The following is a 25,285-nucleotide window of genomic DNA, read 5'->3' as shown; positions in this document are numbered from 1 at the left end:
CATGCGCCCGTCCGAACAGGCGGTCGTCTGCGTGCCCGCCCGCGACGAGGAGGTGTGCCTGCCGCGCCTCCTGCGCTCGCTCGCCGCCCAGGACGGCATCGCGGCCGACGTGCGCCTTCGAGTCCTGATCGTGGCCAACAACTGCACCGACGGCACCGTCGCCGCCGTGCGCGCGATGCAGGCCTCCGACATCGCACCCACGCTCGCGATCCGTGTAGTCGAGGCGCATCTGTCGGGTGCCGAGGCCCATGTCGGGACCGCCCGGCGGATGGCGCTGGACGCCGGTGCCGCCTGGCTCGAAGCCGACGGATGCCCCGACGGGATCCTGCTCACCACCGATGCCGACGCGCGGGTGCCGCGCGGCTGGCTCGCGGCCAACCTTCGGGCGCTCGAAGGGGCCGAGATCGTCGGCGGCCGCCTCGTGATCGACCCGGAGGACGCGATCGACCCGGCGCTCGCCGACCTGCACGCCCGGATCGAGCGCTACTGGGCCTCCGTTCGCCGGATCGAGGACGCGCTCGATCCGCCGCCGCACGATCCGGCCCCCCGGCACGGCGACCATACCGGTGCGAGCTTGGCGCTTCGGGCCGCCCTCTACCGGAGCGTCGGCGGCCTGCCGGCCCTGCCGCGCGGCGAAGACAACGCGTTGGTCGCCCGCGTCCGCGAGGCCGGCGGCCGCCTGCGCCACTGCCCCGACGTGTCGGTGATGGTCTCCGACCGCGCCGCCGGCCGGGCCCAGGGCGGCATGGCCACCGAGATGGTGCGCCGCGCCGCGACCGCACGCGCCGGACTGCCCTACCGCCTCCCCGCGCCGCGCCATTGGGAAACGGTGATCGCCCGCCGTGCCGCCCTCCGGCGCACCTGGCTCGGCCTGGAGGGCACGGCGCGCCACGCGGCCCTGGCGGCGTTCGGCCTGACCGCGGCGGACCTCGCGGCCATCGATCCCGACGCCTGCGTCAACGACATCGCCTTCGTCGAGCGGGCGAGCCCGCTTTGCGAGGCCGCCGACGGGCCTGCCCCGGAGATGGATCTCGACGACGCGCTCGCGGGCTTCGACGCGATCCTGCGCCCGAGCGCGGCGGCGTGACGCGACCAGTCGGCTACTACGTCCACCATCAGGGCGCCGGCCACTGGCAGCGGGCCTGCCTGATCGCCCGCGAGATGAAGCGGCCGTGCACGCTGATCGGCACCCTGGCCGCATTCGATCGCGGCGGCGCGCCCGGGGCCACACTCGACCTGCCCGACGACCGACTTCCGGAGGGCGGGTTCGACGGGCGCGACGGCGCGGAGACGCGCCCGGAAGCGTTCCACTACGCGCCCCTCGGTCTGCCGGGCCTGCGCAACCGGATGGCGGCGATCGCGGCCTGGATTGCGGAAGCCGACCCGGTGCTTCTGGTGGTGGACGTCTCGGTCGAGGTCGCGCTGTTCGCGCGGCTGCTGTCGGTACCGGTGCTGATGGTCCGGCTTGCCGGCACCCGCGACGACCAACCCCATCTCGAGGCCTTCCGCAGCGCCGAGCGCCTGATCGCCCCGTTTCCGAGCGTCCTCGACGGCCCGGCCCTCCCTGCCTGGGTCCGCGACAAGACGCATTACGCGGGCTTTCTCGGCGCGACCGCCCGCCCCGGCCCCGCGCCGGAGCCCGACGGCCCGATCGTCGTGGTGTTCGGCCGCGGCGGCGCGGGCGGAACCGTGGCGGCGCTCGCCGCCGCGGCGCGCGCGGTGCCGGAGCGCGCCTGGCACGTCCTCGGACCCGTGGCGGGTGCCGCCCTGCCCTCGACCCTGCCCCCCAACCTGCACCTGCACGGATGGGTCGCCGACATCGGCCCGCACCTCGCTCGCGCCGCCCTGGCCGTCGGCGGCGCCGGCGACGGCGTGGTCGCGGCGGTGGCGGCGGCGAGGCGGCGCTTCGTCTGCCTGCCCGAACCGCGGGCCTTCGGCGAGCAGACCGAGAAGGCGGCCGCGCTCGAACGTCTCGGCGCGGCCGTGGTCCGCTCGTCCTGGCCCGAGGCCGGCGAATGGCCCGCCCTGGTGAAGGCCGGCCTCGCCCTGGACCCCGCGGCGATCTCCGCCCTGCACGATCCCGACGCGGTGCCGCGCCTCGCCGCCGCGATCGAAGGCATCGCCGCCGGCCTCGAAGCGAGCTGAATCGGCGTCGGCGGGCCGAGCCTCAGAACGGCCGGTGCGCCGGCACTTGCGCGGCCGCGATCTCGGCCTCGGTCGGCTGCCGCAGAACGGTGAGTCCGCCGCCTCGGTCGGCCTCCACCAGCCCGAGTTCGGCGAAGGCGTCGAGCCAGCCGTCCATCGGCCAGATCCCGTGGCGGTCGTGGAAGCGCCGGGCGTTGGCGACGATGTCGGAGAAGTGCTGCAGCGGCGGGTCGCACGACAGGTGGTGCTGGTGGAAGGCGTGCATCCCACCCGCGAACAGCACCGGCACCCCGGCCCGCTCCGCTCGGAAGGCGAGGTCTGTGTCCTCGGCGCCGTAGCCGATGAACCCCTCATCGAAGCCGCCGACGCGGTCGTAGGTCGCCGCCCGCACCGCGAAGGCGAGCGACCAGAACAGGCCGGGCTGCGGCGCCGGGATCACGCCGGCCTCCGGGAAGAGCCGCGCGGGATGGCGGTGCCCGACCCGGTCGAGGCCGGCTTCGGTCCAGCCGTCCGCGACCGCGCCGCCGGGCAGGTAGCGGATCTCGCAGCAGATCAGCCCGTCATGCTCGGACACGGCCGCCGCGAGTCCGGAGACCAAGCCGGCGGACGGGATGCAGTCGACGTCGAGGTATACCAGGATGTCGCCGGAGGCCGCGCGGCGCCCGGCGTTGCGGGCCGCGGCGAGCGGCAGGCCGTCGAGGCTCAGGTGCGTGCGCCGGATCGGGAAGCCGAGATCGGGAAGCGTCGCCTTGTCGCCGCCCATCTCGACGACGACGGCCTCGTCCGGCGGGGCGCAGCGCCCGAGGCCTTCGAGCAGGCGCGCGAGGTGGTGCCCGCGGCCCTTGTTGAGGGTGACGACGCTGACGCTCATGCCGACGCCTCGTCCACGTGAAGCACCTCGAGGCGGTACGCGTCGGTGCGGGCCTGATGCACGACCTGGGCGAAGCGCACTTCCGCGATCAGCGCCTCGGCCGCACCGTCGCCCGAGAGCGGATAGTCTGTCTCGCCGAGCCAGTGCACCAGCACGATGTCGCCGCCGGGCAGGATCGATGCGCCGATCCGGGCCGCGATCCGGGCGATGTCCGCGCGGGTGAAGAAGTAGGCGACCTCCGAGAGCACGATCAGGTCGAACCGGCCGGACGGCCAGGCGTCCGGGATCGCGCAGGGCTCGAAGCGCACCCACGGGGTCGCGGCGTTGCGGGCGCGGGCCGCGCTCAGCGCCGTCTCGACCACGTCGACGCCGAGCAGCGTTTCGCAGCGCGGCGCCAGACGTTGCGTCAAGACGCCGATCGAGCAGCCGATTTCGAGGCCCGACGCGTAGCGGTCGCGCGGGAGCGCGGCGAGCGTCGCCGCGTACTTGGCCGCCTCGTAGGCGCTGGTGGTGAAGCCCCATGGGTCGGGATCGGGGTCGGCTCCGTAGAGCCCGGCGAAGTAGTCCGGCGTCAGCGAGGCGTCGCGGCGGGTCATGCTGCCAGGTCCACGAAGCGCTCGTAGGGGCCGCACAGGCGATCGACCATATCCTCCGAGAGTCGGAAGCCCTCGGGATCGTCGGCGATCAGTCCGGTCGTCTGCGAGGCGTGGGCCGCCACCGCGCGGCGCTTGGCGGCGCGGTGGGTCGACACGTCGAGCCGGAACCCGGTCGGCGCCGGCCCGACCTCGCGCTCCGGTGGCAGGGTCCAGCCCCAGACCGGGTAGGCGTAGGCGCGGATGCCGGGAAGCATCGGGCGGGCGAGCCCGACGATGTCGGCCGCCGCGGTGTGATCGCAATGCGGGTCGTGCCGCCAGGTGACGAACACTGCGTCGGCCCCGCTTGCGCTGACGGCGTCCGCGACCGTCTCGGCTGCGGCCTGCGCCGTCGCGCCGGCGCTCGGCACGTGCGCGTCGGGCAGGCGCAGGAAGGTGACATGCTCCGGTGCCAGCCCGAGCTCGGCCACCGCCCGGCGGGTCTCCTCCTCGCGCAAGCCGCGCAGCCGCTCGGGCGGGTACAGGTGGGAGTTCGGATGCGAGCCGCAGCCGTCGCTGACCACGACGAGCCGCACCGGCAGGTCGCGCGCCCGCGCCTCGGCGATCAGCCCGCCGCAGCCGAGGCTCTCGTCGTCGGGATGGGGCGCCACCACGACGAGGCCGCGCGTCGCCATCGCCGACAGGTCGGCGACGGGAAGGCTGTCGAGCAGGGGCAGGAAGGCGTCGGCGCGCATGAAGTCGTCTTCTCGGGTCGGTCGGCGTCAGGCCGGTTCGGAATCGTGCCAGAGCGCGTGGACCGGGGCCTCGGACTCGGCGACGTAGGTCGCCGCGCCGGCAAGCGCCCCGTCGGGGGCCGGCTGGCGCAGATAGGTCGCGAGGTCGCGCGCCAGCCGCTCGAGCGGGTGGGCCTCGAGGAAGCCGGAGAGCCCGACGGAGCGCTGGGCCAGCTCGATCGCGTCGAGGCCGGCCCGCTCGACCGCGCCGCGGGCGAGGGCGACGTAGGCGACTGCGCGGTCGCCCGAGACGGGCTCGGCGGTGGCCATGTGGCCGGCGCGCTCGACGAACAGGCGCGCGGTCTCGGCGGCGGTAGCCGCCTGTCCGAGGCGGGCGCGCTGGTGCGGGTCGGCGCCGCGCCCGGTGGCCGCCAGATGGCCGCGATGTGCCTCCAGCACCGCTTCGATCCCGCCGCACTGCACCGCGAGGAAGCGCCAGGCGCCGGCCGCGAAGAACGGCTGGCGGTAGTAGTCGTCCGGCGCGCCGACCCGGTCCAGGGGGTTGACCCGCAGGCCCGTGAAGTCGACCGTCCCGGTGGCCGAGGCCCGCATCCCGTGCGCGCGCCAGCCGGACAGGTCGGCGCGGGATTCCGGATCGAGTGGCACCACGAGCATCTGGCGGCGCCCGTCGGGCAACCGCGCCGTCACCAGCGGCCGCGTCACGTATCCGGCCCCGGACGCGTAGGACTTCGCGCCGGTGAGCACCGGGTCCGCCTCGGGGCCGATCGCGAGGCCGCCCGGCTCCGCCGGCTCGGTGTTCCACACGCCGAACAGGTGTCCGGCGCGGGCGTCGGCCGCGAGCCGGGCGCGCACCGGGTCGCTGCCGTAGCGCAGCACCAGCGCCAGCGCGTTGACGTGGCCCTCGTAGATCCGGCCGACCGCGAGGTTGCCGCGGCCGATCCCGCGCAGCACGTCGCGCAGGCGCTCGGTGCCCGCGGGCGTGCACAGGCCCGCCCCGCCCAGCGCCTCGGGCAGCGGCGCGGCGAGCAGGCCGGCCCCGCGCAAGGCCGCCATCGCCTCCACCGGGAAGCTGTCGTGGCGATCGGGGGCCGGCGCGCGCGCCACAGCGGAGGCGGCGAGCTCGGCGAGGCCCACGGGACGCGCGTTTACCTGGGCGATGGGGAAGGGAATCGTCATGTTCGGGTCCGCAGGATGCAGCGTGCGCGTGAACGCGCCATGTACGGACGCGCGTCGGACCAATCAGCCCCGCGGTTCGTCGTTCCGGTGCGCCCTGCGGCTTGACCGTCGCACCAGCATGATCCTTGCTCCCCCACGAACCGATGCTTGAAACGGGCGCTTCGGGCCGCCGGCATGCGAGAGGGACCATCGTGCTCCTGACCCCCCGCGAAAAAGACAAGCTCCTCGTGGCGATGGCCGCGCAGGTCGCGCGGAACCGCCTCGCCCGCGGCGTCAAGCTCAACCACCCGGAGGCGATCGCGCTGATCACCGACTTCGTGGTGGAGGGCGCCCGCGACGGGCGCTCGGTCGCCGAGCTGATGCAGGCGGGCGCCAACGTGCTCACCGTCGACCAGGTGATGCCGGGCATCAGTGAGATGATCCACGACATCCAAGTCGAGGCGACCTTCCCCGACGGCACCAAGCTCGTCACGGTGCACCATCCGGTGCGCGGCGTGGCCTCCCCCGACGTACCCGGCGCGATCACCACGCAGCCGGGCGAGATCGTGTTCAACGAAGGCGCCGAGCGCACCCTGGTCGAGGTCGCCAACGTCGGCGACCGACCGATCCAGGTCGGCTCGCATTACCACTTCTTCGAGGTCAACCCAGGGCTGCGCTTCGACCGCGAGAAGGCGCGCGGCCAACGCCTCGACATCGCCCCGGGCACGGCGGTGCGGTTCGAGCCGGGCTCGACGCGGGAGGTCGTGCTGGTGCCGCTGTCCGGCGGGCGGACCGTGTATGGTTTTCGCGGCGACGGGATGGGGGCGCTGTAACGGAGATCGGGTCCACCGTACGGACGGATTTGGAGATGGACGATGGGAAAGTTCGAGACGACCATGTCGATCCGCGGGGAGGTGACGGTCCCTTTCCCGGTGCGGGAAGCGCTCAAGCTTAGGCCGGGCGATACCGTGATCTTCGATCAGGACGAGGCGGGTCGCGTCCTGTTGCAGGCGCAGCCGGGCTTGGGCCGAGAACGGGCTGTGACGCCGAGCGACCTGTCTTCGATGCCGTCGATCGGCCTTGCCGCACGGCGTCGCGCCGTTGCGCATGCCGATGGCGATCCGATTGGAGATTACCTCGTTTCCGAGGACGAGCGGACGAAGACTCGCGCATGATCGGCGTCGATACGAACGTCCTGCTTCGCCATACCCTGCAGGACGACGCGGTACAGGCCCCGATAGGGACCGCCTTCCTGCTCGCTGCCGAACGGCTGGCAGAGCCTGCCCTGGTGAATCCCGTGGTGCTGATCGAGTTCGTTTGGACGTTGATGCGCCGGGAAGGATTCACGAAATCCGATCTCCTCGCGCTCATGGACGTGCTCGCGGCATCCCCGCACGTCGTGTTCACCGATCGGGCCGCGATCTGCGCAGCGATTGCCGACTGGCGGATCGGACGAGCCGACTTCCCAGATTACCTGATCGGGCATCTGAACCGCCTCGCAGGTGCTTCCACCACCGTGACGTTCGATGTCGACGCCGCCGCAGAGCCGGCATTTTCGCTTCTGACGTCCTGAACGGACACGGAGAGCCGTCTTGGCCAACATGCCCCCCCGCGCCGCCCTCCCCCGTGCCGCCTACGCCGACATGTTCGGGCCGACCACCGGCGACCGCATCCGGCTCGCCGACACCTGCCTGGAAATCGAGGTCGAGCGCGACCTCACCACCTATGGCGAGGAGGTGAAGTTCGGCGGCGGCAAGGTGATCCGCGACGGCATGGGACAGAGCCAGGTCACCAACGCCGGCGGCGCGGTCGACACGGTGATCACCAACGCGGTCGTCCTCGACCACTGGGGCGTGATCAAGTGCGACGTCGGGATCGTGAAGGGCCGCATCGTCCGGCTCGGGAAGGCCGGCAACCCGGACATCCAGCCGGGCGTCGACATCGTCGTCGGGCCGGGCACCGAGGTCATCGCCGGCGAGGGCAAGATCCTCACCGCCGGCGGCTTCGACAGCCACATCCACTTCATCTGCCCGCAGCAGATCGACGAGGCACTGTGCTCGGGCATCACCACGATGCTCGGCGGCGGCACCGGGCCGGCGCACGGCACCTTCGCTACCACCTGCACCCCCGGCCCCTGGCACATCGCCCGGATGATCGAGGCGGCCGACAGCTTCCCGATGAACCTGGCCTTCGCGGGCAAGGGCAACGCCTCGCGCCCCGAGGCGCTCGTCGAGATGGTGCGGGCCGGCGCCTGCGCGCTGAAGCTCCACGAGGATTGGGGCACCACGCCGAAAGCGATCGACACCTGCCTGACGGTCGCCGACGAGCACGACGTGCAGGTGATGATCCACACCGACACCTTGAACGAGTCCGGCTTCGTCGAGGACACGATCGCGGCGTTTGCCGGCCGAACGATCCACGCCTTCCACACCGAGGGCGCCGGCGGCGGGCACGCGCCCGACATCATCAAGGTGGCCGGGCTCCCCTACGTCCTCCCGTCGTCCACGAATCCGACGCGGCCCTATACGAAGAACACCATCGACGAGCATCTCGACATGCTGATGGTGTGCCACCACCTCGACCCGTCGATCCCCGAAGACCTCGCCTTCGCCGAGAGCCGCATCCGCAAGGAGACGATCGCCGCCGAGGACATCCTGCACGACATCGGCGCGCTCTCGATGATGTCGTCGGACAGCCAGGCGATGGGCCGGGTCGGCGAGGTCGCGATCCGCACCTGGCAGACGGCGGACAAGATGAAGCGCCAGCGCGGCGCCCTGCCCGGCGACGGGAGCGGCAACGACAACCTGCGGGCGCGGCGCTACATCGCCAAGTACACGATCAACCCGGCGATCGCGCACGGCGTCTCGGCCCATATCGGCTCGGTGGAGCCCGGCAAGCTCGCCGACCTCGTGCTGTGGTCGCCGGCCTTCTTCGGGGTGAAGCCCGATCTCGTGATCAAGGGCGGCATGATCGCGGTGGCGCCGATGGGCGACCCCAACGCCTCGATTCCGACGCCGCAGCCGGTGCATTACCGCCCGATGTTCGGCGCCTTCGGCCGCGCGCCGTTCTCCACGGCGCTGACCTTCGTCTCGAAGGTGGCGATCGAGGACGGCCTGCGCGAGCGCCTGGGCGTCCAGAAGCAGCTCGTCGCGGTGGAGAACGTGCGCGGCGGCATCTCGAAGAAGAGCATGATCCTCAACGACGCGACGCCCGAGATCGAAGTCGACCCCGAGACCTACGACGTGCGTGCCGACGGCGAGCTGCTGGTCTGCGAGCCGGCGGACGTGCTGCCGATGGCGCAGCGGTATTTCCTATTCTGAGGTAGGATGGGAGCGTTCGAGGAGAGCCACGATGTCGAACGCCGCGCTGAAGCCGCCGCCAGTTGCCGATCCGTATGAGACGGACTTCTACCTCTGGACGCAGGCCCAGGCCGAACTGCTGCGGACCCGCCGGTTCGAAGAGCTCGACCTGGAAAACCTGATCGACGAGGTGGCGAGCGTGGGCGGCAGCGAGAGGCGCGAGATCGGAAATCGCCTCGTCGTCCTGCTGGGTCACCTCCTCAAGTGGAAATATCAGCCCGGTGCCCGCAAGAACGGGTGGACGGCGACGATCTTCGAGCAGCGCACGCAGATCGCACTGATCCTGCGGGCAAGTCCCAGCCTGAAACCACATCCGGCGAGCGTCTTCGCGGCGAGCTACCTGTCCGGCCGCCTGCTGGCGTCGAAGGAGACCGGCATCGACTTCACGCTGTTCCCAGAAGTGCCGCCGTTCACGGTCGTCCAGGCGCTCGATCTCGATTACCTGCCCAAGGAGCCCGACCTGCTGGATCAGTCCTGACCCCATGATCCGCGCCACAAGCGTCATCCGCGCCGCCGCCCTGGCCCGGGGCGAGATCGTCGACCGCATCGTCCTCGACCACGGCGACCGCCATCGCCGCCGCATGGCGATGCGCGGGGTCGGCGGGCTCGCCTTCCTGCTCGACCTGCCCGAGCCCACGGTGCTCGACGACGGGGACGCGCTGGCGCTGGAGGACGGGCGGCTGGTCTGGGTCGAGGCCGCGCCCGAGCGCCTGCTGGCGGTGCGCGCAGGCTCGGACCACGCCCTGAAGCGGCTGATCTGGCACATCGGCAACCGGCACATCCCGGCCGAGATCACGGACGACGCGGTGTTCATCGCCTACGACCACGTGCTCGCCGAGATGGTGCGGGGCTTAGGGGGCAGCGCCGAACCGGTGGAGCGCCCGTTCCGGCCGGAAGGCGGCGCCTACGCCGGCGGCCACGCCCCGGCGCATGGCCACGATGCCGGCCACCCCGGCGAGCCTGCGGGCGGCCACGCCCACCATCACGGCGACGGGCGCTACCACATCCATGATTGAACGCATCCGGCTGATGGCGTGGCTTTCGCCGACCTACCCGGTCGGCGCCTACGCCTACTCGCACGGGCTCGAATGGGCGGTGGAGGCGGGCGACGTCGCCGACGAGGCGGGCATCGCCGGCTGGCTCGGCGACGTGATGGAGCACGGCGCCGGCCGCAACGACCTGATCCTGGCAGCCCACGCCCACCGCGCCGCCGCGGCCGGAACGATGCCGGAGCTTGTCGCGATCGACGATCTCGCCCTGGCGCTGGCGCCCTCGCGCGAGCTCCACCTCGAGACGAGCCAGCAGGGCCGCAGCTTCCTCGACGCGACCCTGGCGGCGTGGCCGTGCCCACCCCTCGACGCGGTCGCCGAGGCGCTGCCGGAAGCGGTCGCCTACCCCGTCGCGGTGGGGGCTGCGGCGGCGGCGCACGGCATGGATCGGCCGGCGCTTCTGGCCGCCTACGGCCTCGCCTTCATCCAGAACCTCGTCTCGGCGGCGTTGCGCGCCGCGCCGATCGGGCAGGCCGCGGGCACCCGGATCATCGCGGCCTTGAGCCCCCGCATCGCCGCGCTCGCGGAGCAGGCCGAGGCCTGCAGCCTCGACGACCTCGGCTCGGCGACGCTTCGCCTGGATCTCGGCTCGTTCCGGCACGAGACCCAGTATTCGCGGATCTTCCGCTCGTGATCCTCTGACGGAGCTTGCCCGCATGGCATCGAACAACGGACCTCTGCGCGTCGGCATCGGCGGCCCCGTCGGCTCGGGCAAGACCGCGCTGATGGAGCAGCTCTGCAAGCGGTTCCGCGACACCTACGAGATCTGCGCGATCACCAACGACATCTACACCAAGGAGGACGCCCGCATCCTCACGGTGGCCGGCGCGCTGCCCGAGGAGCGGATCATGGGGGTCGAGACCGGCGGCTGCCCGCACACGGCGATCCGGGAGGACGCCTCGATCAACCTCGCGGCGGTGGCCGAGATGCGCCGGCGCTTTCCGAAGCTCGACCTGATCCTGATCGAGTCGGGCGGCGACAACCTCGCGGCGACCTTCTCGCCGGAGCTTGCCGACATCACGCTCTACGTCATCGACGTGGCGGGCGGCGAGAAGATCCCACGGAAAGGCGGCCCCGGCATCACCCGCTCGGACCTGCTCATCGTCAACAAGACCGATCTCGCGCCGCTGGTCGGCGCCGACCTCGGGGTGATGGAGGCGGACACCAAGCGCATGCGCGGGACGCGGCCCTACGTGTTCGCGTCCCTGCGCGAGGGCGCCGGGGCCGACGCGGTCGCGCGCTTCGTCGTCGAGGCCGGCGGCCTCGGCTAGGTCGCGCCGCGTCATACCAAATCCGGTTGATCCCTCCGGGATGGCGGATTTTACCTTCGCTCGTGCGCCGCGCGGGCTTGCCGATACGGCAGCCGCTTTAATCAAGCGGATGCCGTATCAGTGCTCGGCGTTGGCCGAGCGTGCGCGGGGCGCGGCCGTGCCGCGCGGGACGCCGCCCATCAGCGCGTCGAGCCGGCCCATGCGGGCCGAGAACTTCTGGGCGGTCTCGAAGGCGGCGCGGTCGCGCGGGGTCATCGGCTTCTGATGCGTGTCCCTGGCCTGCGCCGAGGCGATCGGCAGGGCCACGAGCACGAGGGCGGCGATGCGCAGGGACGAGGTCATGACCACCACTCCATGCCGGATGCGGCGCGCCTTGCGCGGACGCAGGCTGGGCTTCGGCAGGATTTCAACGTAGGGGTGAAACTGCGGCCAAGCTGTGCGCTGGCGCACCGCTTTGGCCGGCTGTCCGCGCCTCGACAGCCGGAACGATCGATGCGAGGTTCGCAAGGTCAACGGGTTGCGCGCGACCGCATCGTGTCGCCGGCTTCGATGGAGTGGGCATGTCGCCGGAATTGCAGGAATCGCGTGCGGCCCTGATCCTGATCGCCGCGGTGGTCGTGTCCGTGCTGATCTTCGGGGCCGTGACGCTGTTCAGCCAGATCGGCTGACGCCCCCGCACACCCTGCCTCCCGGCGCCCGACTTCGCTGCGTCTCGGCCAGGGTACCCTTGCGGGGACCGCGAGACATCGCGATCGGCATCGCCGGGGCGGCACGACCGTGAAACCCGTCGGGATCGGTAGAATGCAGCGGGGTCGAGCCTGGAGCGCGTGTTGAATTAACGCTCTATTAATTCCATCCTTGGTTGTATGTCGCCGGTTCCCGAGCGAAATTACAACCGAACCGTGGAGGTCCTCCATGCGCCCCGAAGTCATCGACCGGCCCCGTGCGTTGCCCGTCGACCTCACCGCAGCCCTGTCGGCCTCCGGCGTCGTCGGAACCTGGTCGTGGTCGGCCCAGCCCGATCGCTGCATCCTCGATGCCGGGGCCGCCGACGTGCTGGCGGGGGACCACGCGATCGCCGGGCTGCCCGTCCCGTTCGAGCGCGCCAAGGCCCGGGTGCATCCGGACGACCTGCCCAAGCTGTCGCGCCACTTCAAGCGCCTGCGCCGGAGCGGCGGCCTGTTCGTCGCGGAATACCGCACCGTCTCGGCCACGGGCCGCGTGCGCCGGATCCTCGACCGCGGCCGTCTCGTCCGCAGCGAGGCCGGGACCGTGCTGCACGGCCACGGCATCATCATCGACGTCACCGAGGGCGACCTCGACCTCGGCGCCTTCAGCGAGCGCCCAGACCCGGCGACGATCCTCGACACCGCCGCCGCGCACGCCCTCGCCTGCCGCGAGTCGATCGACCATCTCGACAACTCGGAGTTGCGTCTGCTCGTCGACGTGCTGCTCCTCAGCCTCGGCCAGCAGATCGCCGCCCTGTCGCGCGGGCAAGCACGCGGGTCGGCACGCGGGCTCGGACGCGGGCACTGATCGAAAGCGAGGCCCCCGCCTCGCGCCGTGCACGTGCGGGCTACTGAACCAGCACGGCCTGGTTGCACATCGTGCCGTCGACGGTGACGTCGGCGTAGCCGAGGCGCAGGCCGAGGATGCGCAACGTCGTGTCGAGCACGCCGTCGAGGGCCGGCGTCACCGCCATCAGTGCGGTGGACAGGAGCGGCCCGAGCAGGGGCGGCACGATCATCAGCCCGTTGATCGAGAGGGACAAGCCCTGGACGAGGCTGCCGGTCAGCGACTGCGTCAGGCCGGTCGTGGACACGGTCTTCGTGATCTGGCGCGTGATGTCGTCGTCGGAGAAGGTCAGGGTCTGGGGCGTCGGGCTGGCGATGGTCGCCCGCGCCGTGCCCTGCACGGTCAGCAGCGGCAACGCGATCAGGTTCGCGGGGCGGGTCAGGTCGGGGGTGGGGGCGCCGACCGCGATGCTGCTGCGGGACACGTTGGCGATGGCGAGCGTCGCGAGGCCGGGCTGGGCGTCCACCGTCACCTGCCGCCGGGTCGCGGCGGTCCAGGGGCAGGCGATGGTGCGTAGGGTCGCCGAGGCCTGCGCCGCCTCGACATAGATCGGCAGGGTCACAGTTCCGAGGCCGAGCGGCGCCGTCAGCGTCGTCTCGATCAGCAGGCGCACCTGCGCGGTGTGGACCGTGGCGTTCGCCGTGCCCGGCTGGACGTAGCCCGAATTCTGCCGCCGCTCGCCGATCGCCAACGTCAGGCGGGTGCCGAGCAGGCCCGGCACCGTCGCTCCGAGGTCGAGGGCGATCTGGTTCTGGCCGTTGGCGCCCGCGGCGATGTCGGCGACCACGTCCATCAGGCCGACCAGGGGACCGGCGGCGCCGCGGGCGGGGGACAGCGCTCCCGCGTCGCCGAGGTCGACGACCTGCGCGACGGGAACCAGCGCGCCGGCGTTCGGCAGCGCGGCCATCAGCTTGGCCAGGGCCGTCACCGCGGCGCCGGCACCGGAGGTGCCCTGCGCGGCGACCTTGAGGGCGGCGGTGAGCTGCCCGACGCTGGCCTTAGCGGCGACGAGGTCGGCGTAGTTCGCCGCCTGGAGGTTCAGGCCGACCGCCAGCGCGTCGAGGAAGCGGAAGGCGTCGACTTGGGTCGACAGCAGGGCGTTGTAGTCGAGGACGGAGAGCGACAGCTTGGTGCCCAGCATCGCACCGAGCAGGGCGTTGGCGACGCCGCCGTCGAGCGCCGCCACGCCGGAACCGATCGAGAGGGCCGCGAACCGGGCGCTCGCGGCCGTGCCCGTCACCTGGATCGGCACGGTCTTGGGCAGGCCGAGCACCTGCGCGAAGTGCACCGGCACCCCCGTCTTCAGCCCGACGCGGACGGCGTTGGCTGGGCTGGCGCCGGCCTGGAACCGGCCGGCGGGGGCGACCTTGGCGTCGCCGACGTAGCTGCCGGGCGAGACCGTCACCGCGGCGGCGGCGTAGCCGTTGTCGGCGAGCGACCGGCGGGCGAGCGCGTCGGCCCCGCCTGCGCCGGCGGCGGCCAGCATCGCGGCGATGTCGACCGCACCCTGCGCCTTGCGCTTGGCCTGCATCACCATGCCGAGGTCGATCCCGACCGCGGCCGCGCCCATCAAGGCGGTCGCGCCGAGCGCAACCAGCACCGCGACCGAGCCGCCCCGGTCCGATCGGAGGTCGCGCACCCGGGCCCTCACAGGCCGCCCCGGCGCACGCTGACCGTGCTGGTGAAGACGTCCGGCGGGAGCGGGACCAGCTTGCCGAGGGCCTTCAGCCCGAGGACGGAGGAATCGTAGGTGAGTGTGACCGTGTAGACGGTGGCGTCGCCCGGGCTCGTGCCGACCGAGACCGCGACGCTGCCGGCCTTGAACATCGCGCTGGCGGCGAGGCTGCGCTGCACCACGGCCTGGGCGAGGGAGGCGCGCTCGCCGTCGCTGACGCCGGCGACCGAAGCGCGGGCCGCCTCCGCCGCGACCTGGCGCAGGGTGTGCGCCGCGCCGAGATAGATGCCGAAGGCGCAGATGCCGGCAAACAGCAGCAGCAGGACCGGCGTCACCAGTGCGAACTCGACCGCCGCGTTGCCGCCGCGGCAGGCCGCCAGCTTCCTGCCCTCGCGTCCCGCCGTCGATCCCATCGCGCGACATCCCATAGCTGCATCGCAGATTAGCGATACAACTTATCGTATGGGTCTCCGCTTAAGAAATGATGTAAATACAATCCCGAGTTGTATTAACTCTCAGGCGGCAACCGCCTCCTCGCGCGCCGCCGCAAGCATCGCGGTGATCTCGCCGGCCGGGCGCGGCCGGCTGAACAGGAACCCCTGCATCTCCTGGCAGCCCTCGGCGCGGACGGCGGCGAGCTGCTCCTCGGTCTCGACGCCCTCGACTAGGGTGGTGATGCCGAGGCTGCCGCCGAGGGCGACGAGGGCGCGGATGATCGCGCCGGCCTCGGTCGCCTTGCCGGCGTCTTGGACGAAGGAGCGGTCGATCTTCATCTTGTCGAAGGGGAAGCGGCGCAGGTAGGTCAAGCTCGAATAGCCGGTGCCAAAATCGTCCATCGAGATGCGGATCCCGGTCCGGCGCAGCAGGTGCAGGGTCTCGAGGTTGGCCTCGGTCTCGTCGAGCAGGACGCTTTCGGTGATCTCGAGCTCCAGGCGGTCGGCGCGCAGCCCGCTCGCGGCGAGGGCGAGCAGCACCGTCTGCGCGAAGGTGCGATTGCGGAGCTGGACCGCCGAGACGTTGACGGCGACGCTGATCCCCTCCGGCCAGGCCACGGCGTCGCGGCAGGCCTGGTTCAGCACCCATTCCCCGAGGGCGACGATGAGACCGGTCTCCTCGGCCACCGGGATGAAGGTGGCGGGCGAGATCAGCCCGCGTTCCGGGTGGCGCCAGCGGACCAGGGCTTCCACGCCGGTGATCCGATTGCTGCCGAGGTTGACCAGCGGCTGGTAATGCACCTCGAACAGGCCCTGCCGGAGGGCGTCGGCGAGGTCGCGCTCGATCGCGCGGCGGATTTCGGCGGTCTCGTCCATCGCCGGCTCGAACAGGCAGGCGGTGCCGCGGCCCTTGGCCTTGGCGTGATAGAGCGCGGTGTCGGCGTTCTTGAGCAGCCGGTCGATGTCGTCGGCCGCGTCGTCGGCGATGGCGATGCCGACGCTCATGCCGATCTCGACGGTGTAGCCGTCGAGGTCGTAGGGCGTGCTCACCATCGCGATCATCCGCCCGGCCAGCGCCAGCGCGCCGGCGGCGTCGGAGACCCGGTGCAGCACCGCGAACTCGTCCCCGCCGAGGCGCGCCACGAGGTCCCCCGTGCGCACCCGGGCGCAAAGCCGTTCCGAGACCGCCCGCAGCAGCGCGTCGCCGGCGCCGTGCCCGTGCATGTCGTTGATCGCCTTGAACCGGTCGAGGTCGAGGCAGAGGATCGCCAGCCGGTTGGTCTCGCCCGCGAGCCGCGGCCTGCCGAGCATGTCGAGGCCGTGCTCGCGAAACGCCGTGCGGTTCGGCAGGTCGGTCAACGCGTCGTGGCGCGCCATGTGCGCGATCCGCGCCTCGTTGCGGCGCCGTTCGGTGATGTCCTCGAAGGTCGAGACCCAGCCGCCGCCCTCGATCGTGCGGTAGCACACGGCGAGGATCCGGCCGTCGGCGAGCTCGCGTTGGATCGGTTTCGGGTCGGCGTCGAGCAGGGCCCGGCGCGTGCCCTCGCACAGGGCGTCGGCCGTGGGGTCGCCGCGGTAGCGGCCGGCGGCCACCAGCATCGCGCAGATCTCGCGCTGGGTCATGCCGACGTGCAGCCTGTCCGGAGCGATGCCGAAGAGTTCGCAATACCGCTGGTTGTAGATGACGAGGCGCGCCGCGTCGTCGAACAGGCACAGGCCCTGGGTCATGTTACTCAGCGCCGCCGCGAAGCGGTTGTTCTGCTCGACGAGGCTGGCATGCGAGGCGCGCAGCTCCGCCAGCGTCTCGGCGAGCGCGCTTCGCGTCTGGCCTTCGGAGCCGATGTCGGTGCCGATGCCGCGATAGCCGCGGAAGGTCCCGTCCTGCGCGACCACCGGCTCGCCGCCGATCCGGAACCAGCGCACGTTGCCGTCGGGATGGGCGTAGGGAAAGATGAAGCCGGCGAAGGCCTCCCGCCGGTCGATCGCGGTGACGTACGGCATCCAGGACAGGCGGTCGCCCCCGTTCGCGGCGACCGCGATCCGCGACGTGCCGGTCAGCGTCTCGGCGTTGCGCCCGAGGACGCGTTCCGCCTCGGGAGACAGGTAGCTGAAGTTCTGCGACGCGTCGGTCTCCCAGAACCAGTCGGGTTCGGTCTTCGCAAGATCTACCAAGGTTCGTACGGGCATTCGGGCACCATCGATCGTGACCCTATCCTCCAAGGCAGGCATTAAGATATTATTCGTACCGCACTTCACGATCCTGCGCGTCGTGGGCGGAGCCCCGCGCCTTCCGATGCGTTGCCTGCGGACGCGCGCCGCCGGCGCTCCGGGCCGCGGTCGCGAAACGTCGGAGGAAGGCGCATGCCGAGCGGTGGCGAGGATCTGTTTTCCGGGTTCGAGGCCCTCTGGATGGAGGCGGCCTGGGGCAAGGCCTTCGCCCGGGTCGGCGGCCCGGCGGACGCGCCGCCGCTGCTGCTGCTCCACGGCTTTCCGCAAAGCCACGCGCTCTGGCACCGCGTCGCCCCGGACTTGGCGCACGACCATCGCGTGATCTGCCTCGACCTGCCGGGCTACGGCTGGTCGTCGGCGCCCCCGAGCGATTCCGGACACGAGCCTTACGCCAAGCGCCGGGTCGGCGCGGAGATCGTGGCGCTGATGGAGCGGATCGGCCATGTCCGCTTCGCGCTGGTCGGGCACGACCGCGGCGCCCGCGTCGCCTACCGCCTCGCCCTCGACCATCCGGGCCGCGTCTCGAAGCTCGCCCTCCTCGACGTGGTGCCGACGGCGGTGCAGTGGGCGCGGATCGAGGCCGCGCCGGGCATGAACCCGCACTGGCCGTTCCTGGCCGAGCCCGCCCCGAACCCGGAGACCGCGATCGGCCGGGACCCGGACGGCTACTTCCGGAGGCTGATCGCCGGGTGGACGGCGGGCAAGGACCTCTCGGCCTTCGACCCGCGTGCGCTCGACCTCTACGCCCAGGCCTGGGGCGTGCCCGAACGCATCCACGCGATGTGCGAGGATTACCGCGCCGGCGCCGGCCCCGACCGCGCGGCCGACGAAGCGGACATCGCGGCCGGCCGCACCCTGGCGATGCCGGTTCTGGTTCTCGCCAGCACACGCTACCTGGACCACGAAAAGCCCGAGACGGCGCTCGCGGCCTGGCGGCGGACGCTCGCGCCGGACGCGGTCGGCGCCGCGATCGAGTCCGGCCACTTCCTGGCCGAGGAGAACCCGTCGGCGACGCTCGCGGCGCTCCGCCCCTTCCTCGCCGGTGAAGCTCCGCCCAAAGCGTAACACGGAAGCCGACGCTCGCCGTGGTTGTGCGCCCGGCCTTCGCCTAGCATGCGCCCCGGACCGCCCGAACGGCGGCCGGACGACAAGATCACGACCTCCGGGAGGATACGCATGACCAAGGGACAGGTTCGTCTCGCGCTGGGCGTCGCGCTCGCCGCGCTCGCCGCGCCCGCCGCCGCGCAGGGCTTCTCGGACGGCGTGGTGAAGATCGGCATCCTCAACGACCAGTCCGGCACCTACGCCGAGTTCGGCGGCCGCTCCTCGATCGAGGCGGCGCGGATGGCGGTGGAGGATTTCGGCGGCTCGATGAACGGGACGCCGATCGAACTCGTCTCGGCCGACCACCAGAACAAGCCCGACATCGCGTCCGGCATCGCCCGGCAATGGTACGACCGCGACAACGTCGACGCGATCATGGAGCTGACGACCTCGTCGGTGGCGCTCGCCGTCCAGGGCCTGTCGAAAGAGAAGCGCAAGATCACCATCACCACCGGCGCGGCCACCGCCGACCTCACCGGCAAGGCCTGCACCCCCTACGGCTACCACTGGGCCTACGACACCCATGCGCTCGCCGTCGGCACCGGCGGCGCCCTGGTGCAGCAGGGCGGCGACACCTGGTTCATGCTGACCGCCGACTACGCCTTCGGCTACTCGCTGGAAGCCGAGATCGCCCGCTACGTCACCTCGAAGGGCGGCAAGATCCTGGGCAACGTCCGCCACCCGCTCTCGGCGCAGGACTTCTCCTCGTTCCTGCTGCAGGCGCAAGGGTCTGGCGCCAAGGTGATCGGCCTGGCCAACGCCGGGCTCGACACCTCCAACAGCATCAAGCAGGCGGCCGAGTTCGGCATCGTCGAGGGCGGGCAGCGGCTCGCGGCGCTGCTGTTCACCCTGGCCGAGGTGAAGGGCCTCGGCCTCAAGGTCGCGCAGGGGCTGACCCTCACCGAGGGCTGGTACTGGGACCTCACCGACGAGACCCGCGCGTTCGGGCAGCGCTTCATGAAGCGCACCGGCAAGATGCCGAACATGATCCATGTCGGCACCTATTCGGCGGTGCTGCAATACCTGAAGGCGGTGAAGGCCGCCGGCACCGACGAGACCGAGGCGGTCAACACGCTGCTGCACACGATGCCGGTGGACGACGTCTTCGCCAAGGGCGGCAAGGTCCTGCCGAACGGGCGCATGGTCCACGACATGTATCTGTTCGAGGTCAAGAAGCCCGCCGAGTCGAAGGGCGACTGGGACCTCTACAAGAAGCTCGCCACGGTGCCCGGCCCGGAGGCCTTCGCCACCGCCGAGGCCAGCGGCTGCCCGCTGACGACGGCGGCGAAGTAGGAACGGCAAGAAGGGACGAACCCGCCGACCGCGGCGGCCGACTCCCGTCCACCCCCCTCATCCTGAGGTGCGGCCGCAAGCCGCCTCGAAGGAGACCTCCAGGGATCGCGCGTCGGCTGGAGGCCTCCTTCGAGGCCCGCCAAGGCGGGCACCTCAGGATGAGGTGGCGGGTGGGAGTGACACTTGTCGAAGGGGCGTCTGGAAGACCGCCGCTCAGGCGGACGTCAGCCGCAGCACGCCCTCGCCGCGACGGTGGCCGACGGTGGTCACCGCGACCTCGGCAAGGCCCCGCTCGGCCACGAGCCCGGCCGCAAGGGCCGCGCCGAACGGCGCCGTCACCTCGAGGCCATGGCCGACCAGGTCGCCGAGGGCGTGGACCGGCCGGTCGGGTGCCAGGACCGACAGGCGCGCGCGCTCCTCGTCGGTGATCGCCGCAACGCCGGTGGCGCCCGAGACGATCGCCGCGGCCTGCGCGATGCCCGCTTGCCGCCACAGGGCGTCGAGGCTGGTCGCGACGCCGCCCGGCTCGCGCCGCGTCCGATCGCTCGCCACCGGTCCGAGCCGCGCGAGCGCGCGGGCGCCGCGCGCAGCCGCGGTCTCGGCGGATTCGAGCATCAGGAAGGCGGCGCAGCTGCCGAGGATGAAGCCCGGCGCATCCGCGCGGTCGAAGACCGGCGCGTAGTCGGGCTTGCGCAGGAAACCGCCCATCTCGTGGACGACCATCACGTCCGGCCGCTCGGCGCTGTAGGAGCCGCCGACCAGCATCGCGTCGATCTGGCCCGAGGCGATCCGCGCCTGCCCGATGCGCAGCGCGTCGACGCCCGAGGCCTCCTCGCCCATGAAGGTGCGCGACGCGCCTGTGACGCCGTGGACGATGGCGATGTTGCCGGCCAAGAGGTTCGAGAGCTGCGCCAGGAACAGCGTCGGGCGCAGGTCGTTCTGCAGCCGATCGTTGAGGTAGGCGCCGGCGTGCTCGGCCTCGCGCAGGCCGGTGAGGATCGCCCCGTCGACCGCGTAGTCGCGCTCGCCGCCGCCGGCCGCGACCACGAGATGGAGCGCCTGCTTGAACCCGGCGTCGTCCTTCACCCCGGCCGAGTCGAGCGCGAGGCCGGCGGCGTAGACGCCGAGGCGCTGCCACGCCTCCATCTGGCGCTGGTCGGACTTCTTCGGGATCTGCCCGTCCCAGGCGATCGCCGGAGCCGGGTGGACGGGATACGGCGCGAAGGTCGCCGCGTCGGTCCGTGGCGCGGCGCCGGCGTCGAGGGCGTCGAGGTGGGCGGCCAGGCCCTCGCCGACGCAGGAGACGAGGCCGATCCCGGTGACGACGACGGCGCGGCTCATTCGGTTTCTCCCGGAGCATCCCCGTCGATCACGAGGCCGATCTTCGCGGTGCGCGCGCGCATCAGGGCGTCGAGCCCGTCCGGGAACGGCATGGTGCGGAAGCGGAGCTCGGCGTCGGCCAGGAGCTTGCCGTCGTGGCGGATCGCGGCCTTGGTCACCGCGTAGCCCGAGCCGTCGTGCTCCAGGCTCGCGGTCACGGTCAGCGTCGCGCCGGGGCCGACGAAGGAGCGGAAGCGCGCCTTGTCCACCGCCATCAGGAACGGCATCTGCGCGAAGTTCAGGTGGGCGAGCACGAGGTAGCCCGAGGCCTGCGCCATGGTCTCGGTGAGCAGCACGCCCGGCACCAGAGGGTGGCCGGGGAAGTGCCCCTCGAAGACCGGGCTCTCCGTCGGGACCTGGGCCAGGGCCTCGATCCGGCCGGCGGCGCGGTCGAGGCTCACCACGGAATCGATCATCTCGAAGTATTCGAGGCGCATGGGCTGCCGATCCGCAGGCGTGTTCGGAAGGTCGTTCGCGTCGGCTCAGACCTTGGCGGCCTTTTCCGCGACCAGCGCGTCGATGCGGGCGCAGAGGTTCTTCAGCACGAAGTACTCCTCGGCCGGGACCTTGCCTTCGTTGACCTCCTGGGTCCAGCGCTCCAGCGGCAGCTTGATCCCGAACGCCTTGTCGACGGCGAAGGCGATGTCGAGGAAGGCGAGGCTGTCGATGCCGAGGTCGTCGATCGCGTGGCTCTCGGGCGTGATCTTCTCGCGCGGGATGTCGGCGGTGTCGGCGATGATGTCGGCCACGCGCTCGAAGGTGGCGGTGCCGGTGCTGGGCTGGTCTGACATGCGTTCTCGCCGAATCGGGATGGGTGAGACGGGCCGCCGCCGATGCTCGACGCGGCGCCCCCATCCGCACGGCCCGGTGGCGGAGGGCGCCCTGCGCCGCCCCGTCAAGTGGCCGCGACCTCTACACGAGGGGGTTCGGCCCGGCAACCATGTGGCCCTTCAGGCGGGCTTCGCCGGATGGCAAAGGTCCCACGGCGGCCTACATGAGCGCGCGGCGGATCGCGCCGGAGGACCCGCCTGATGGACCAGACGCTTCGTACCGACCACGCGCCGCCGGACCGCGCCCCGCCGCTCCCGCCGGTGGAGAAGGCGCGCGGCCAGGGGATCGCCCGCGTGGCGCTCGTGCTGGCGCTGTCGGCGCTCGGCCTCTGGATCCTGTCCGGCTTCCTGCCGGCGCTCGCCTGGGCGGTGGTGCTGGCGATCGCGCTGTGGCCGCTCTACGCGCGCGCCGAACGGCGGTTTCCCCCCGGCGGCCACAACGTCGTGCTTCCGCTCGTGGCGACGCTCCTCGTCGCCCTCGTCTTCCTCGCGCCGCTCGTCATCCTCGGCGTCCAGGCGGCCCGCGAGGCGCACGACGTGCTCGACTTCGTGCGCACGGCCGAGAAGGACGGCGTCCCCGTGCCGGACGTCATCAATCACCTGCCCTACGGCGCGGCCCAGGCGTCCGCTTGGTGGAGCGCCAACCTCAGCCATCCCGACGCCGGCTCCGACCTGCTGCGCAAGCTCGACAACGATTCCGTGATCGGGGTGTCGCGCAACGTCGGCAAGGAGGTGGTGCATCGCGTCGTGCTGTTCGGCTTCAGCCTCGTCGCCCTGTTCTTCCTGTTCCGCGACGGCCGCACCATCCGCGACCAGGTCCTCGTGGCGTGCAACCGCCTGTTCGGGCCGCGCGGCGAGCGGGTCGGCCGACAGATGGTCGCCTCGGTGCACGGCACCGTCGACGGCCTCGTCCTCGTCGGCCTCGGCGAGGGCGTCGTCCTCGGCATCGTCTACTACTTCGCCGGCGTGCCGCACCCGGTGCTGCTCGGCGCGTTCACCGCGGTCGCCGCGATGATTCCGTTCGGCGCGGCGCTCGCCATCGCCATCGCGGCGCTGCTGCTCGTGGCGGCGAGCTCGGTGAAGGCGGCGGTGATCGTGGCCGTCGCGGGCTTCGTCGTGACGTTCGTGGCCGACCACTTCGTGCGCCCGGCGCTCATCGGCGGCACCACCAAGCTGCCGTTCCTGTGGGTGCTGCTCGGCATCCTCGGCGGGGTCGAGACCTTCCACCTCCTCGGCCTGTTCCTCGGCCCGGCGGTGATGGCCGCTTTGATGCTGCTGTGGCGCGAGTTCACGGTCGGCGCCGACGCGAAGGCTCCCTGACATACGAACGGCCGCGGGATCCGAGATCCCGCGGCCGTTTTGCGACGACTTCGGCGGCACGGAGCTGCGTGCCGCCGGACTCGGTTCGATTACATCGGCGGGGTGAGGCCGTCCTTGCCGACGGCGATCAGCTTGCCCTCGATCTTCGAGCCGGCCTTGTCGACCACGGCGAAGATCTTGGAGCCGGGGGTGAGGATCGCCTTGTCCGCGGGCTCGAAGGCGACGATCGGTGCGGTCGGCGGCACTTCGATGGTCTTGGCCGCGCCGTCCTTGCCATAGCCGACGGTGAGCGTCTTGGTGCCCGAGGCGCCGGCCGTGTCGGCCTTCACGGTGCCGTTGGTCATCGCGCTCTTGACGCGCGGCGCGCCGGACTCGGCCTTGACCGTGCCGTTGGTCATCGAACTCTTCACCGCCGCGCCGCCCGCGGCGGTCTGGTCGGCGATCGAATCCCAGCCGTAATGGCCCTCGCCGGTGCCGCGCATCGACTCGGGGAACAGCACGACCTCGAGCGCCGTCATCGGGTTCTCGCCCTTGGTCGCCGTGCCGATGAAGACGCCGTCCTTGATCTGGTCGAGGCTCGACTTCACGACCCAGGCGAACTTGGCGCCGCCGACGTCGACGGTCTCGGTGGCCCCGTCGACGGTCTTGATCGTGACCATGCCGCCGTCGGCCTTCTCGATCGTGCCGCGGACGCGCTCCAGCGCCTGGGCGGAGAAGGCGGCGCCGGACAGGGTCATCAGGCCGGCGACGGCGAGTGTGGTGAAGGTCTTCATGTAGCGCTCCGGTTGTCGTGACCGGAGGGTTATGGGGCGCCAACGACCGCAAAACACCCTTGCGCGCAATCTATTTTTGTTTCCGAGTCGCCCGTCATCCCCGTCGGCGCAGCTCGGCGAGGTAGCTGCGCAGCAACGTCACCCGTCGCGGGCGGAAGCTGGTGCCGGCCGGCTCCGCCCCCGCGATCCGGTCTGCCCGGAACATGCGGAACGCCTCGCGCAGGCAGCACCAGGCGAGCACCGTCATCTTGTCGTCGAGGTAGACGATGGAGAGCGGCAGGATCGTGCGGACGCTCGTCGCCCCGTCCTTGTCCGCGTACCGGATGGTCACCGCCTCCTCGCGCCAGCACCCGGACCGGATCGCTGCCATGTCGACGGTCGCCGGATAGCGCGTCCCGAACCGGCGGACCTGCGAGACGGCGTGAAGCAGGTGCTGCTCGCGCCGGTCTGGCAGGGTCGCCGCAACCTTGGCCAGGACCGAGGCGGCGGCCTCCGCGAGCGCCGGGTCGCCCATGTGCCGGACCTCGCCGAGACCCAGCACCAGCGCCTCGATCTCGATCCGGTCGAAGGTCTGCGGCGGCAGCGCGACGTCCTCGACGAGGCGATAGCCGTAGCCGCGCTCGCCCTCGATCCCGGCTCCGGCGGTGCGCAGGCTGTCGATGTCGCGATAGATCGAGCGCAGCGACACGCCGGTCTCCTCGGCGAGCCGGGCCGCCGTGACCGGCGCCGGCAGGACGCGCATCGCGTGGAGCAATCGAAGCAGCCGGTCGGCTCGGGCCATCGTGCAACTGACGGAAACTGGCAGGTGGACCTGGCTAGACCATCCCCTGCCGACCCGCCAGCAGGAGCCCGCCATGATCACGCTCTATCATTCCCCCAACAGCCGATCGACCCGCATCGTCGCCCTGCTCAAGGAGCTCCATGCACTGGATCACGTGCGCATCGAGCGGGTGACGATCCCGCGCACGGACGGATCGGGGGCTCGCGACCCGGCCAACCCGCATCCCGAGGGCAAGGTGCCGCTGCTCGACGACGACGGCACGCTGGTGCGCGAGTCGAGCGCCATCGTGCAGCACCTCGCCGACCTGTTCCCGAAGTCGGGGCTCGCCATCCCCCACGGGCACAGGCAGCGCGGCGCCTACCTCGGATGGCTCGCCTGGTACGCCGGCGTCCTGGAGCCGGTGCTGATCGTCGAGGCTGCCGGACTGGACCATCCGCTCCTGAGGCAGACGTTCCGAGGCGGCGCGGAGGCCCGGGCGCGTCTGGCTTCGGCGCTCGGCGACAGCCCGTTCCTGCTCGGGGACCGCTTCACCGCGGCCGACCTGCTGCTGCACTCGCCCTTCGCGTGGTTCGGCAAGCCCGGCGTGCCGGCGATCGACGCCTGGGTCGACCGCTGCACCGCGCGGCCGGGCGCCGCCTTCGCGGCGGCCTTCGACGCGGCGCCGCCGGCGCCCTGAACTGCCGGGCCACGATCATGAAAAAGCCGCCGCGGGGC

Annotated in this window: 28 protein-coding genes; 15 read left to right on the top strand and 13 right to left on the bottom strand. The window is 71.8% G+C overall.

The features are described 5' to 3' along the window. The first annotated feature begins 1 nt into the window (after window position 1). The gene (locus FV234_RS12535; RefSeq protein ID WP_147829596.1) at window positions 2–1,087 is read left to right on the top strand and encodes a glycosyltransferase; all 1,086 of its coding nucleotides are present in this window, start codon (window positions 2–4) and stop codon (window positions 1,085–1,087) included. Further along, window positions 1,084–2,145 carry a glycosyltransferase gene (locus tag FV234_RS12530; protein ID WP_147829594.1) on the top strand — a complete coding sequence of 354 codons (1,062 nt, stop codon included), beginning with the start codon at window positions 1,084–1,086 and terminating at the stop codon, window positions 2,143–2,145. Before FV234_RS12535 ends, FV234_RS12530 begins: the two co-directional genes overlap by 4 nt. Window positions 2,146–2,167: 22 nt before the next feature. On the opposite strand, the gene FV234_RS12525 is transcribed toward FV234_RS12530, so the two are convergent. From FV234_RS12525 to FV234_RS12510, 4 genes are read right to left on the bottom strand one after another with little or no spacing between them, the layout of a single operon-like run. Then, window positions 2,168–3,016, bottom strand: coding sequence for a galactosyltransferase-related protein (locus FV234_RS12525; RefSeq protein WP_147829592.1), 849 nt, complete (start codon window positions 3,014–3,016; stop codon window positions 2,168–2,170). After that, window positions 3,013–3,612 (bottom strand): SAM-dependent methyltransferase, encoded by a 600-nt coding sequence (locus tag FV234_RS12520; RefSeq protein WP_147829590.1) that lies wholly within the window; start codon window positions 3,610–3,612, stop codon window positions 3,013–3,015. Before FV234_RS12520 ends, FV234_RS12525 begins: the two co-directional genes overlap by 4 nt. Next, window positions 3,609–4,343: a PIG-L family deacetylase gene (locus tag FV234_RS12515; RefSeq protein ID WP_147829588.1), complete on the bottom strand. Its 735-nt coding sequence runs from the start codon at window positions 4,341–4,343 to the stop codon at window positions 3,609–3,611. The genes FV234_RS12520 and FV234_RS12515 overlap by 4 nt, the downstream gene beginning before the upstream one ends. 27 nt (window positions 4,344–4,370) lie before the next feature. Further along, complete coding sequence (locus FV234_RS12510) at window positions 4,371–5,519, bottom strand: acyl-CoA dehydrogenase family protein (protein WP_147829586.1); 1,149 nt, start codon at window positions 5,517–5,519, stop codon at window positions 4,371–4,373. Between the two features lie 191 nt (window positions 5,520–5,710). On the opposite strand from FV234_RS12510, the gene FV234_RS12505 reads away from it, so the two are divergent. The 8 genes from FV234_RS12505 to ureG are packed head-to-tail and all read left to right on the top strand — an operon-like array spanning window position 5,711 to window position 11,177. Then, window positions 5,711–6,331: an urease subunit gamma gene (locus FV234_RS12505; protein ID WP_147829584.1), complete on the top strand. Its 621-nt coding sequence runs from the start codon at window positions 5,711–5,713 to the stop codon at window positions 6,329–6,331. A 42-nt stretch (window positions 6,332–6,373) separates the two neighbouring features. Continuing rightward, the gene (locus FV234_RS12500) at window positions 6,374–6,673 is read left to right on the top strand and encodes a hypothetical protein (protein WP_147751447.1); all 300 of its coding nucleotides are present in this window, start codon (window positions 6,374–6,376) and stop codon (window positions 6,671–6,673) included. Further along, window positions 6,670–7,071 (top strand): type II toxin-antitoxin system VapC family toxin, encoded by a 402-nt coding sequence (locus FV234_RS12495; protein WP_147829582.1) that lies wholly within the window; start codon window positions 6,670–6,672, stop codon window positions 7,069–7,071. Before FV234_RS12500 ends, FV234_RS12495 begins: the two co-directional genes overlap by 4 nt. A 28-nt stretch (window positions 7,072–7,099) precedes the next feature. Beyond that, complete coding sequence (ureC, locus tag FV234_RS12490; RefSeq protein WP_187273668.1) at window positions 7,100–8,818, top strand: urease subunit alpha; 1,719 nt, start codon at window positions 7,100–7,102, stop codon at window positions 8,816–8,818. A 31-nt stretch (window positions 8,819–8,849) separates the two neighbouring features. Next, window positions 8,850–9,335 (top strand): DUF29 domain-containing protein, encoded by a 486-nt coding sequence (locus FV234_RS12485; RefSeq protein ID WP_147829578.1) that lies wholly within the window; start codon window positions 8,850–8,852, stop codon window positions 9,333–9,335. Between the two features lie 4 nt (window positions 9,336–9,339). Continuing rightward, on the top strand, window positions 9,340–9,873 hold the full coding sequence (locus FV234_RS12480; protein ID WP_147829576.1) for an urease accessory protein UreE: 534 nt from the start codon (window positions 9,340–9,342) through the stop codon (window positions 9,871–9,873). Next, entirely contained in the window at window positions 9,866–10,540 is a 675-nt protein-coding gene (locus tag FV234_RS12475; RefSeq protein WP_147829574.1) for an urease accessory UreF family protein, read from the top strand. The genes FV234_RS12480 and FV234_RS12475 overlap by 8 nt, the downstream gene beginning before the upstream one ends. Window positions 10,541–10,562: 22 nt before the next feature. Continuing rightward, window positions 10,563–11,177, top strand: coding sequence for an urease accessory protein UreG (gene ureG, locus FV234_RS12470; protein ID WP_147751441.1), 615 nt, complete (start codon window positions 10,563–10,565; stop codon window positions 11,175–11,177). A gap of 117 nt (window positions 11,178–11,294) precedes the next feature. Here the strand turns inward: ureG and FV234_RS12465 are convergent, their stop codons facing one another. Continuing rightward, complete coding sequence (locus tag FV234_RS12465) at window positions 11,295–11,519, bottom strand: hypothetical protein (protein WP_147751440.1); 225 nt, start codon at window positions 11,517–11,519, stop codon at window positions 11,295–11,297. 573 nt (window positions 11,520–12,092) lie between these two features. On the opposite strand from FV234_RS12465, the gene FV234_RS12460 reads away from it, so the two are divergent. Beyond that, window positions 12,093–12,713, top strand: coding sequence for a PAS domain-containing protein (locus FV234_RS12460; RefSeq protein WP_147762831.1), 621 nt, complete (start codon window positions 12,093–12,095; stop codon window positions 12,711–12,713). A gap of 40 nt (window positions 12,714–12,753) precedes the next feature. Here FV234_RS12460 and FV234_RS12455 read toward each other — a convergent pair whose 3' ends face one another. The 3 genes from FV234_RS12455 to FV234_RS12445 all read right to left on the bottom strand — a co-directional run bounded on the left by FV234_RS12455 (window position 12,754) and on the right by FV234_RS12445 (window position 17,033). Next, window positions 12,754–14,391 carry a TadG family pilus assembly protein gene (locus tag FV234_RS12455; RefSeq protein ID WP_238272283.1) on the bottom strand — a complete coding sequence of 546 codons (1,638 nt, stop codon included), beginning with the start codon at window positions 14,389–14,391 and terminating at the stop codon, window positions 12,754–12,756. A gap of 8 nt (window positions 14,392–14,399) precedes the next feature. Beyond that, window positions 14,400–14,840 carry a TadE/TadG family type IV pilus assembly protein gene (locus FV234_RS12450; RefSeq protein ID WP_147751438.1) on the bottom strand — a complete coding sequence of 147 codons (441 nt, stop codon included), beginning with the start codon at window positions 14,838–14,840 and terminating at the stop codon, window positions 14,400–14,402. A gap of 102 nt (window positions 14,841–14,942) precedes the next feature. Next, entirely contained in the window at window positions 14,943–17,033 is a 2,091-nt protein-coding gene (locus tag FV234_RS12445; RefSeq protein WP_348643060.1) for an EAL domain-containing protein, read from the bottom strand. Window positions 17,034–17,222: 189 nt separating this feature from the next. Here FV234_RS12445 and FV234_RS12440 point away from each other — a divergent pair, with 189 nt between their 5' ends. Together FV234_RS12440 and FV234_RS12435 are read left to right on the top strand one after the other, a co-directional pair. Continuing rightward, window positions 17,223–18,155, top strand: coding sequence for an alpha/beta hydrolase (locus FV234_RS12440; protein ID WP_147829571.1), 933 nt, complete (start codon window positions 17,223–17,225; stop codon window positions 18,153–18,155). Between the two features lie 111 nt (window positions 18,156–18,266). Further along, window positions 18,267–19,487, top strand: coding sequence for an ABC transporter substrate-binding protein (locus FV234_RS12435; protein ID WP_147829569.1), 1,221 nt, complete (start codon window positions 18,267–18,269; stop codon window positions 19,485–19,487). A 213-nt stretch (window positions 19,488–19,700) separates the two neighbouring features. On the opposite strand, the gene FV234_RS12430 is transcribed toward FV234_RS12435, so the two are convergent. From FV234_RS12430 to FV234_RS12420, 3 genes are read right to left on the bottom strand one after another with little or no spacing between them, the layout of a single operon-like run. Continuing rightward, window positions 19,701–20,828: a beta-ketoacyl-ACP synthase gene (locus tag FV234_RS12430; protein ID WP_147829567.1), complete on the bottom strand. Its 1,128-nt coding sequence runs from the start codon at window positions 20,826–20,828 to the stop codon at window positions 19,701–19,703. After that, a complete protein-coding gene (locus tag FV234_RS12425; protein WP_147829565.1) occupies window positions 20,825–21,304 on the bottom strand; it encodes a 3-hydroxyacyl-ACP dehydratase FabZ family protein in 480 nt (159 codons plus the stop codon). Before FV234_RS12425 ends, FV234_RS12430 begins: the two co-directional genes overlap by 4 nt. Before the next feature lie 45 nt (window positions 21,305–21,349). Next, window positions 21,350–21,658: an acyl carrier protein gene (locus tag FV234_RS12420; RefSeq protein WP_147727326.1), complete on the bottom strand. Its 309-nt coding sequence runs from the start codon at window positions 21,656–21,658 to the stop codon at window positions 21,350–21,352. Window positions 21,659–21,898: 240 nt separating this feature from the next. On the opposite strand from FV234_RS12420, the gene FV234_RS12415 reads away from it, so the two are divergent. Next, on the top strand, window positions 21,899–23,017 hold the full coding sequence (locus FV234_RS12415) for an AI-2E family transporter (protein ID WP_147751432.1): 1,119 nt from the start codon (window positions 21,899–21,901) through the stop codon (window positions 23,015–23,017). Between the two features lie 89 nt (window positions 23,018–23,106). Here FV234_RS12415 and FV234_RS12410 read toward each other — a convergent pair whose 3' ends face one another. Both FV234_RS12410 and FV234_RS12405 read right to left on the bottom strand, forming a co-directional pair. Further along, the gene (locus tag FV234_RS12410) at window positions 23,107–23,790 is read right to left on the bottom strand and encodes a metal ABC transporter permease (RefSeq protein WP_147829563.1); all 684 of its coding nucleotides are present in this window, start codon (window positions 23,788–23,790) and stop codon (window positions 23,107–23,109) included. A 94-nt stretch (window positions 23,791–23,884) separates the two neighbouring features. Then, window positions 23,885–24,571 (bottom strand): YafY family protein, encoded by a 687-nt coding sequence (locus tag FV234_RS12405; protein ID WP_147829561.1) that lies wholly within the window; start codon window positions 24,569–24,571, stop codon window positions 23,885–23,887. Window positions 24,572–24,644: 73 nt separating this feature from the next. Between FV234_RS12405 and FV234_RS12400 the strand changes: the two genes are divergently transcribed. After that, window positions 24,645–25,247, top strand: coding sequence for a glutathione S-transferase family protein (locus tag FV234_RS12400; protein ID WP_147829559.1), 603 nt, complete (start codon window positions 24,645–24,647; stop codon window positions 25,245–25,247). Window positions 25,248–25,285 lie beyond the last annotated feature (38 nt).

The organism is Methylobacterium sp. WL8, assembly GCF_008040045.1.
Taxonomy (GTDB): Bacteria; Pseudomonadota; Alphaproteobacteria; order Rhizobiales; family Beijerinckiaceae; genus Methylobacterium; species Methylobacterium cerastii.
This window is presented reverse-complemented; position numbering and strand designations above follow the sequence as displayed.

Excerpts from the sequence above, each read along its gene's own strand:
- FV234_RS12535 (WP_147829596.1), top strand. The coding sequence starts at position 2 with ATGCGCCCGTCCGAACAGGCGGTCGTCTGCGTGCCCGCCCGCGACGAG.
- FV234_RS12525 (WP_147829592.1), bottom strand. The coding sequence starts at position 3,016 with ATGAGCGTCAGCGTCGTCACCCTCAACAAGGGCCGCGGGCACCACCTC.
- FV234_RS12520 (WP_147829590.1), bottom strand. The coding sequence starts at position 3,612 with ATGACCCGCCGCGACGCCTCGCTGACGCCGGACTACTTCGCCGGGCTC.
- FV234_RS12515 (WP_147829588.1), bottom strand. The coding sequence starts at position 4,343 with ATGCGCGCCGACGCCTTCCTGCCCCTGCTCGACAGCCTTCCCGTCGCC.
- FV234_RS12510 (WP_147829586.1), bottom strand. The coding sequence starts at position 5,519 with ATGACGATTCCCTTCCCCATCGCCCAGGTAAACGCGCGTCCCGTGGGC.
- FV234_RS12500 (WP_147751447.1), top strand. The coding sequence starts at position 6,374 with ATGGGAAAGTTCGAGACGACCATGTCGATCCGCGGGGAGGTGACGGTC.
- FV234_RS12495 (WP_147829582.1), top strand. The coding sequence starts at position 6,670 with ATGATCGGCGTCGATACGAACGTCCTGCTTCGCCATACCCTGCAGGAC.
- ureC (WP_187273668.1), top strand. The coding sequence starts at position 7,100 with ATGCCCCCCCGCGCCGCCCTCCCCCGTGCCGCCTACGCCGACATGTTC.
- FV234_RS12485 (WP_147829578.1), top strand. The coding sequence starts at position 8,850 with ATGTCGAACGCCGCGCTGAAGCCGCCGCCAGTTGCCGATCCGTATGAG.
- FV234_RS12480 (WP_147829576.1), top strand. The coding sequence starts at position 9,340 with ATGATCCGCGCCACAAGCGTCATCCGCGCCGCCGCCCTGGCCCGGGGC.
- FV234_RS12475 (WP_147829574.1), top strand. The coding sequence starts at position 9,866 with ATGATTGAACGCATCCGGCTGATGGCGTGGCTTTCGCCGACCTACCCG.
- ureG (WP_147751441.1), top strand. The coding sequence starts at position 10,563 with ATGGCATCGAACAACGGACCTCTGCGCGTCGGCATCGGCGGCCCCGTC.
- FV234_RS12465 (WP_147751440.1), bottom strand. The coding sequence starts at position 11,519 with ATGACCTCGTCCCTGCGCATCGCCGCCCTCGTGCTCGTGGCCCTGCCG.
- FV234_RS12460 (WP_147762831.1), top strand. The coding sequence starts at position 12,093 with ATGCGCCCCGAAGTCATCGACCGGCCCCGTGCGTTGCCCGTCGACCTC.
- FV234_RS12450 (WP_147751438.1), bottom strand. The coding sequence starts at position 14,840 with ATGGGATCGACGGCGGGACGCGAGGGCAGGAAGCTGGCGGCCTGCCGC.
- FV234_RS12440 (WP_147829571.1), top strand. The coding sequence starts at position 17,223 with ATGCCGAGCGGTGGCGAGGATCTGTTTTCCGGGTTCGAGGCCCTCTGG.
- FV234_RS12435 (WP_147829569.1), top strand. The coding sequence starts at position 18,267 with ATGACCAAGGGACAGGTTCGTCTCGCGCTGGGCGTCGCGCTCGCCGCG.
- FV234_RS12430 (WP_147829567.1), bottom strand. The coding sequence starts at position 20,828 with ATGAGCCGCGCCGTCGTCGTCACCGGGATCGGCCTCGTCTCCTGCGTC.
- FV234_RS12425 (WP_147829565.1), bottom strand. The coding sequence starts at position 21,304 with ATGCGCCTCGAATACTTCGAGATGATCGATTCCGTGGTGAGCCTCGAC.
- FV234_RS12420 (WP_147727326.1), bottom strand. The coding sequence starts at position 21,658 with ATGTCAGACCAGCCCAGCACCGGCACCGCCACCTTCGAGCGCGTGGCC.
- FV234_RS12415 (WP_147751432.1), top strand. The coding sequence starts at position 21,899 with ATGGACCAGACGCTTCGTACCGACCACGCGCCGCCGGACCGCGCCCCG.
- FV234_RS12410 (WP_147829563.1), bottom strand. The coding sequence starts at position 23,790 with ATGAAGACCTTCACCACACTCGCCGTCGCCGGCCTGATGACCCTGTCC.
- FV234_RS12405 (WP_147829561.1), bottom strand. The coding sequence starts at position 24,571 with ATGGCCCGAGCCGACCGGCTGCTTCGATTGCTCCACGCGATGCGCGTC.
- FV234_RS12400 (WP_147829559.1), top strand. The coding sequence starts at position 24,645 with ATGATCACGCTCTATCATTCCCCCAACAGCCGATCGACCCGCATCGTC.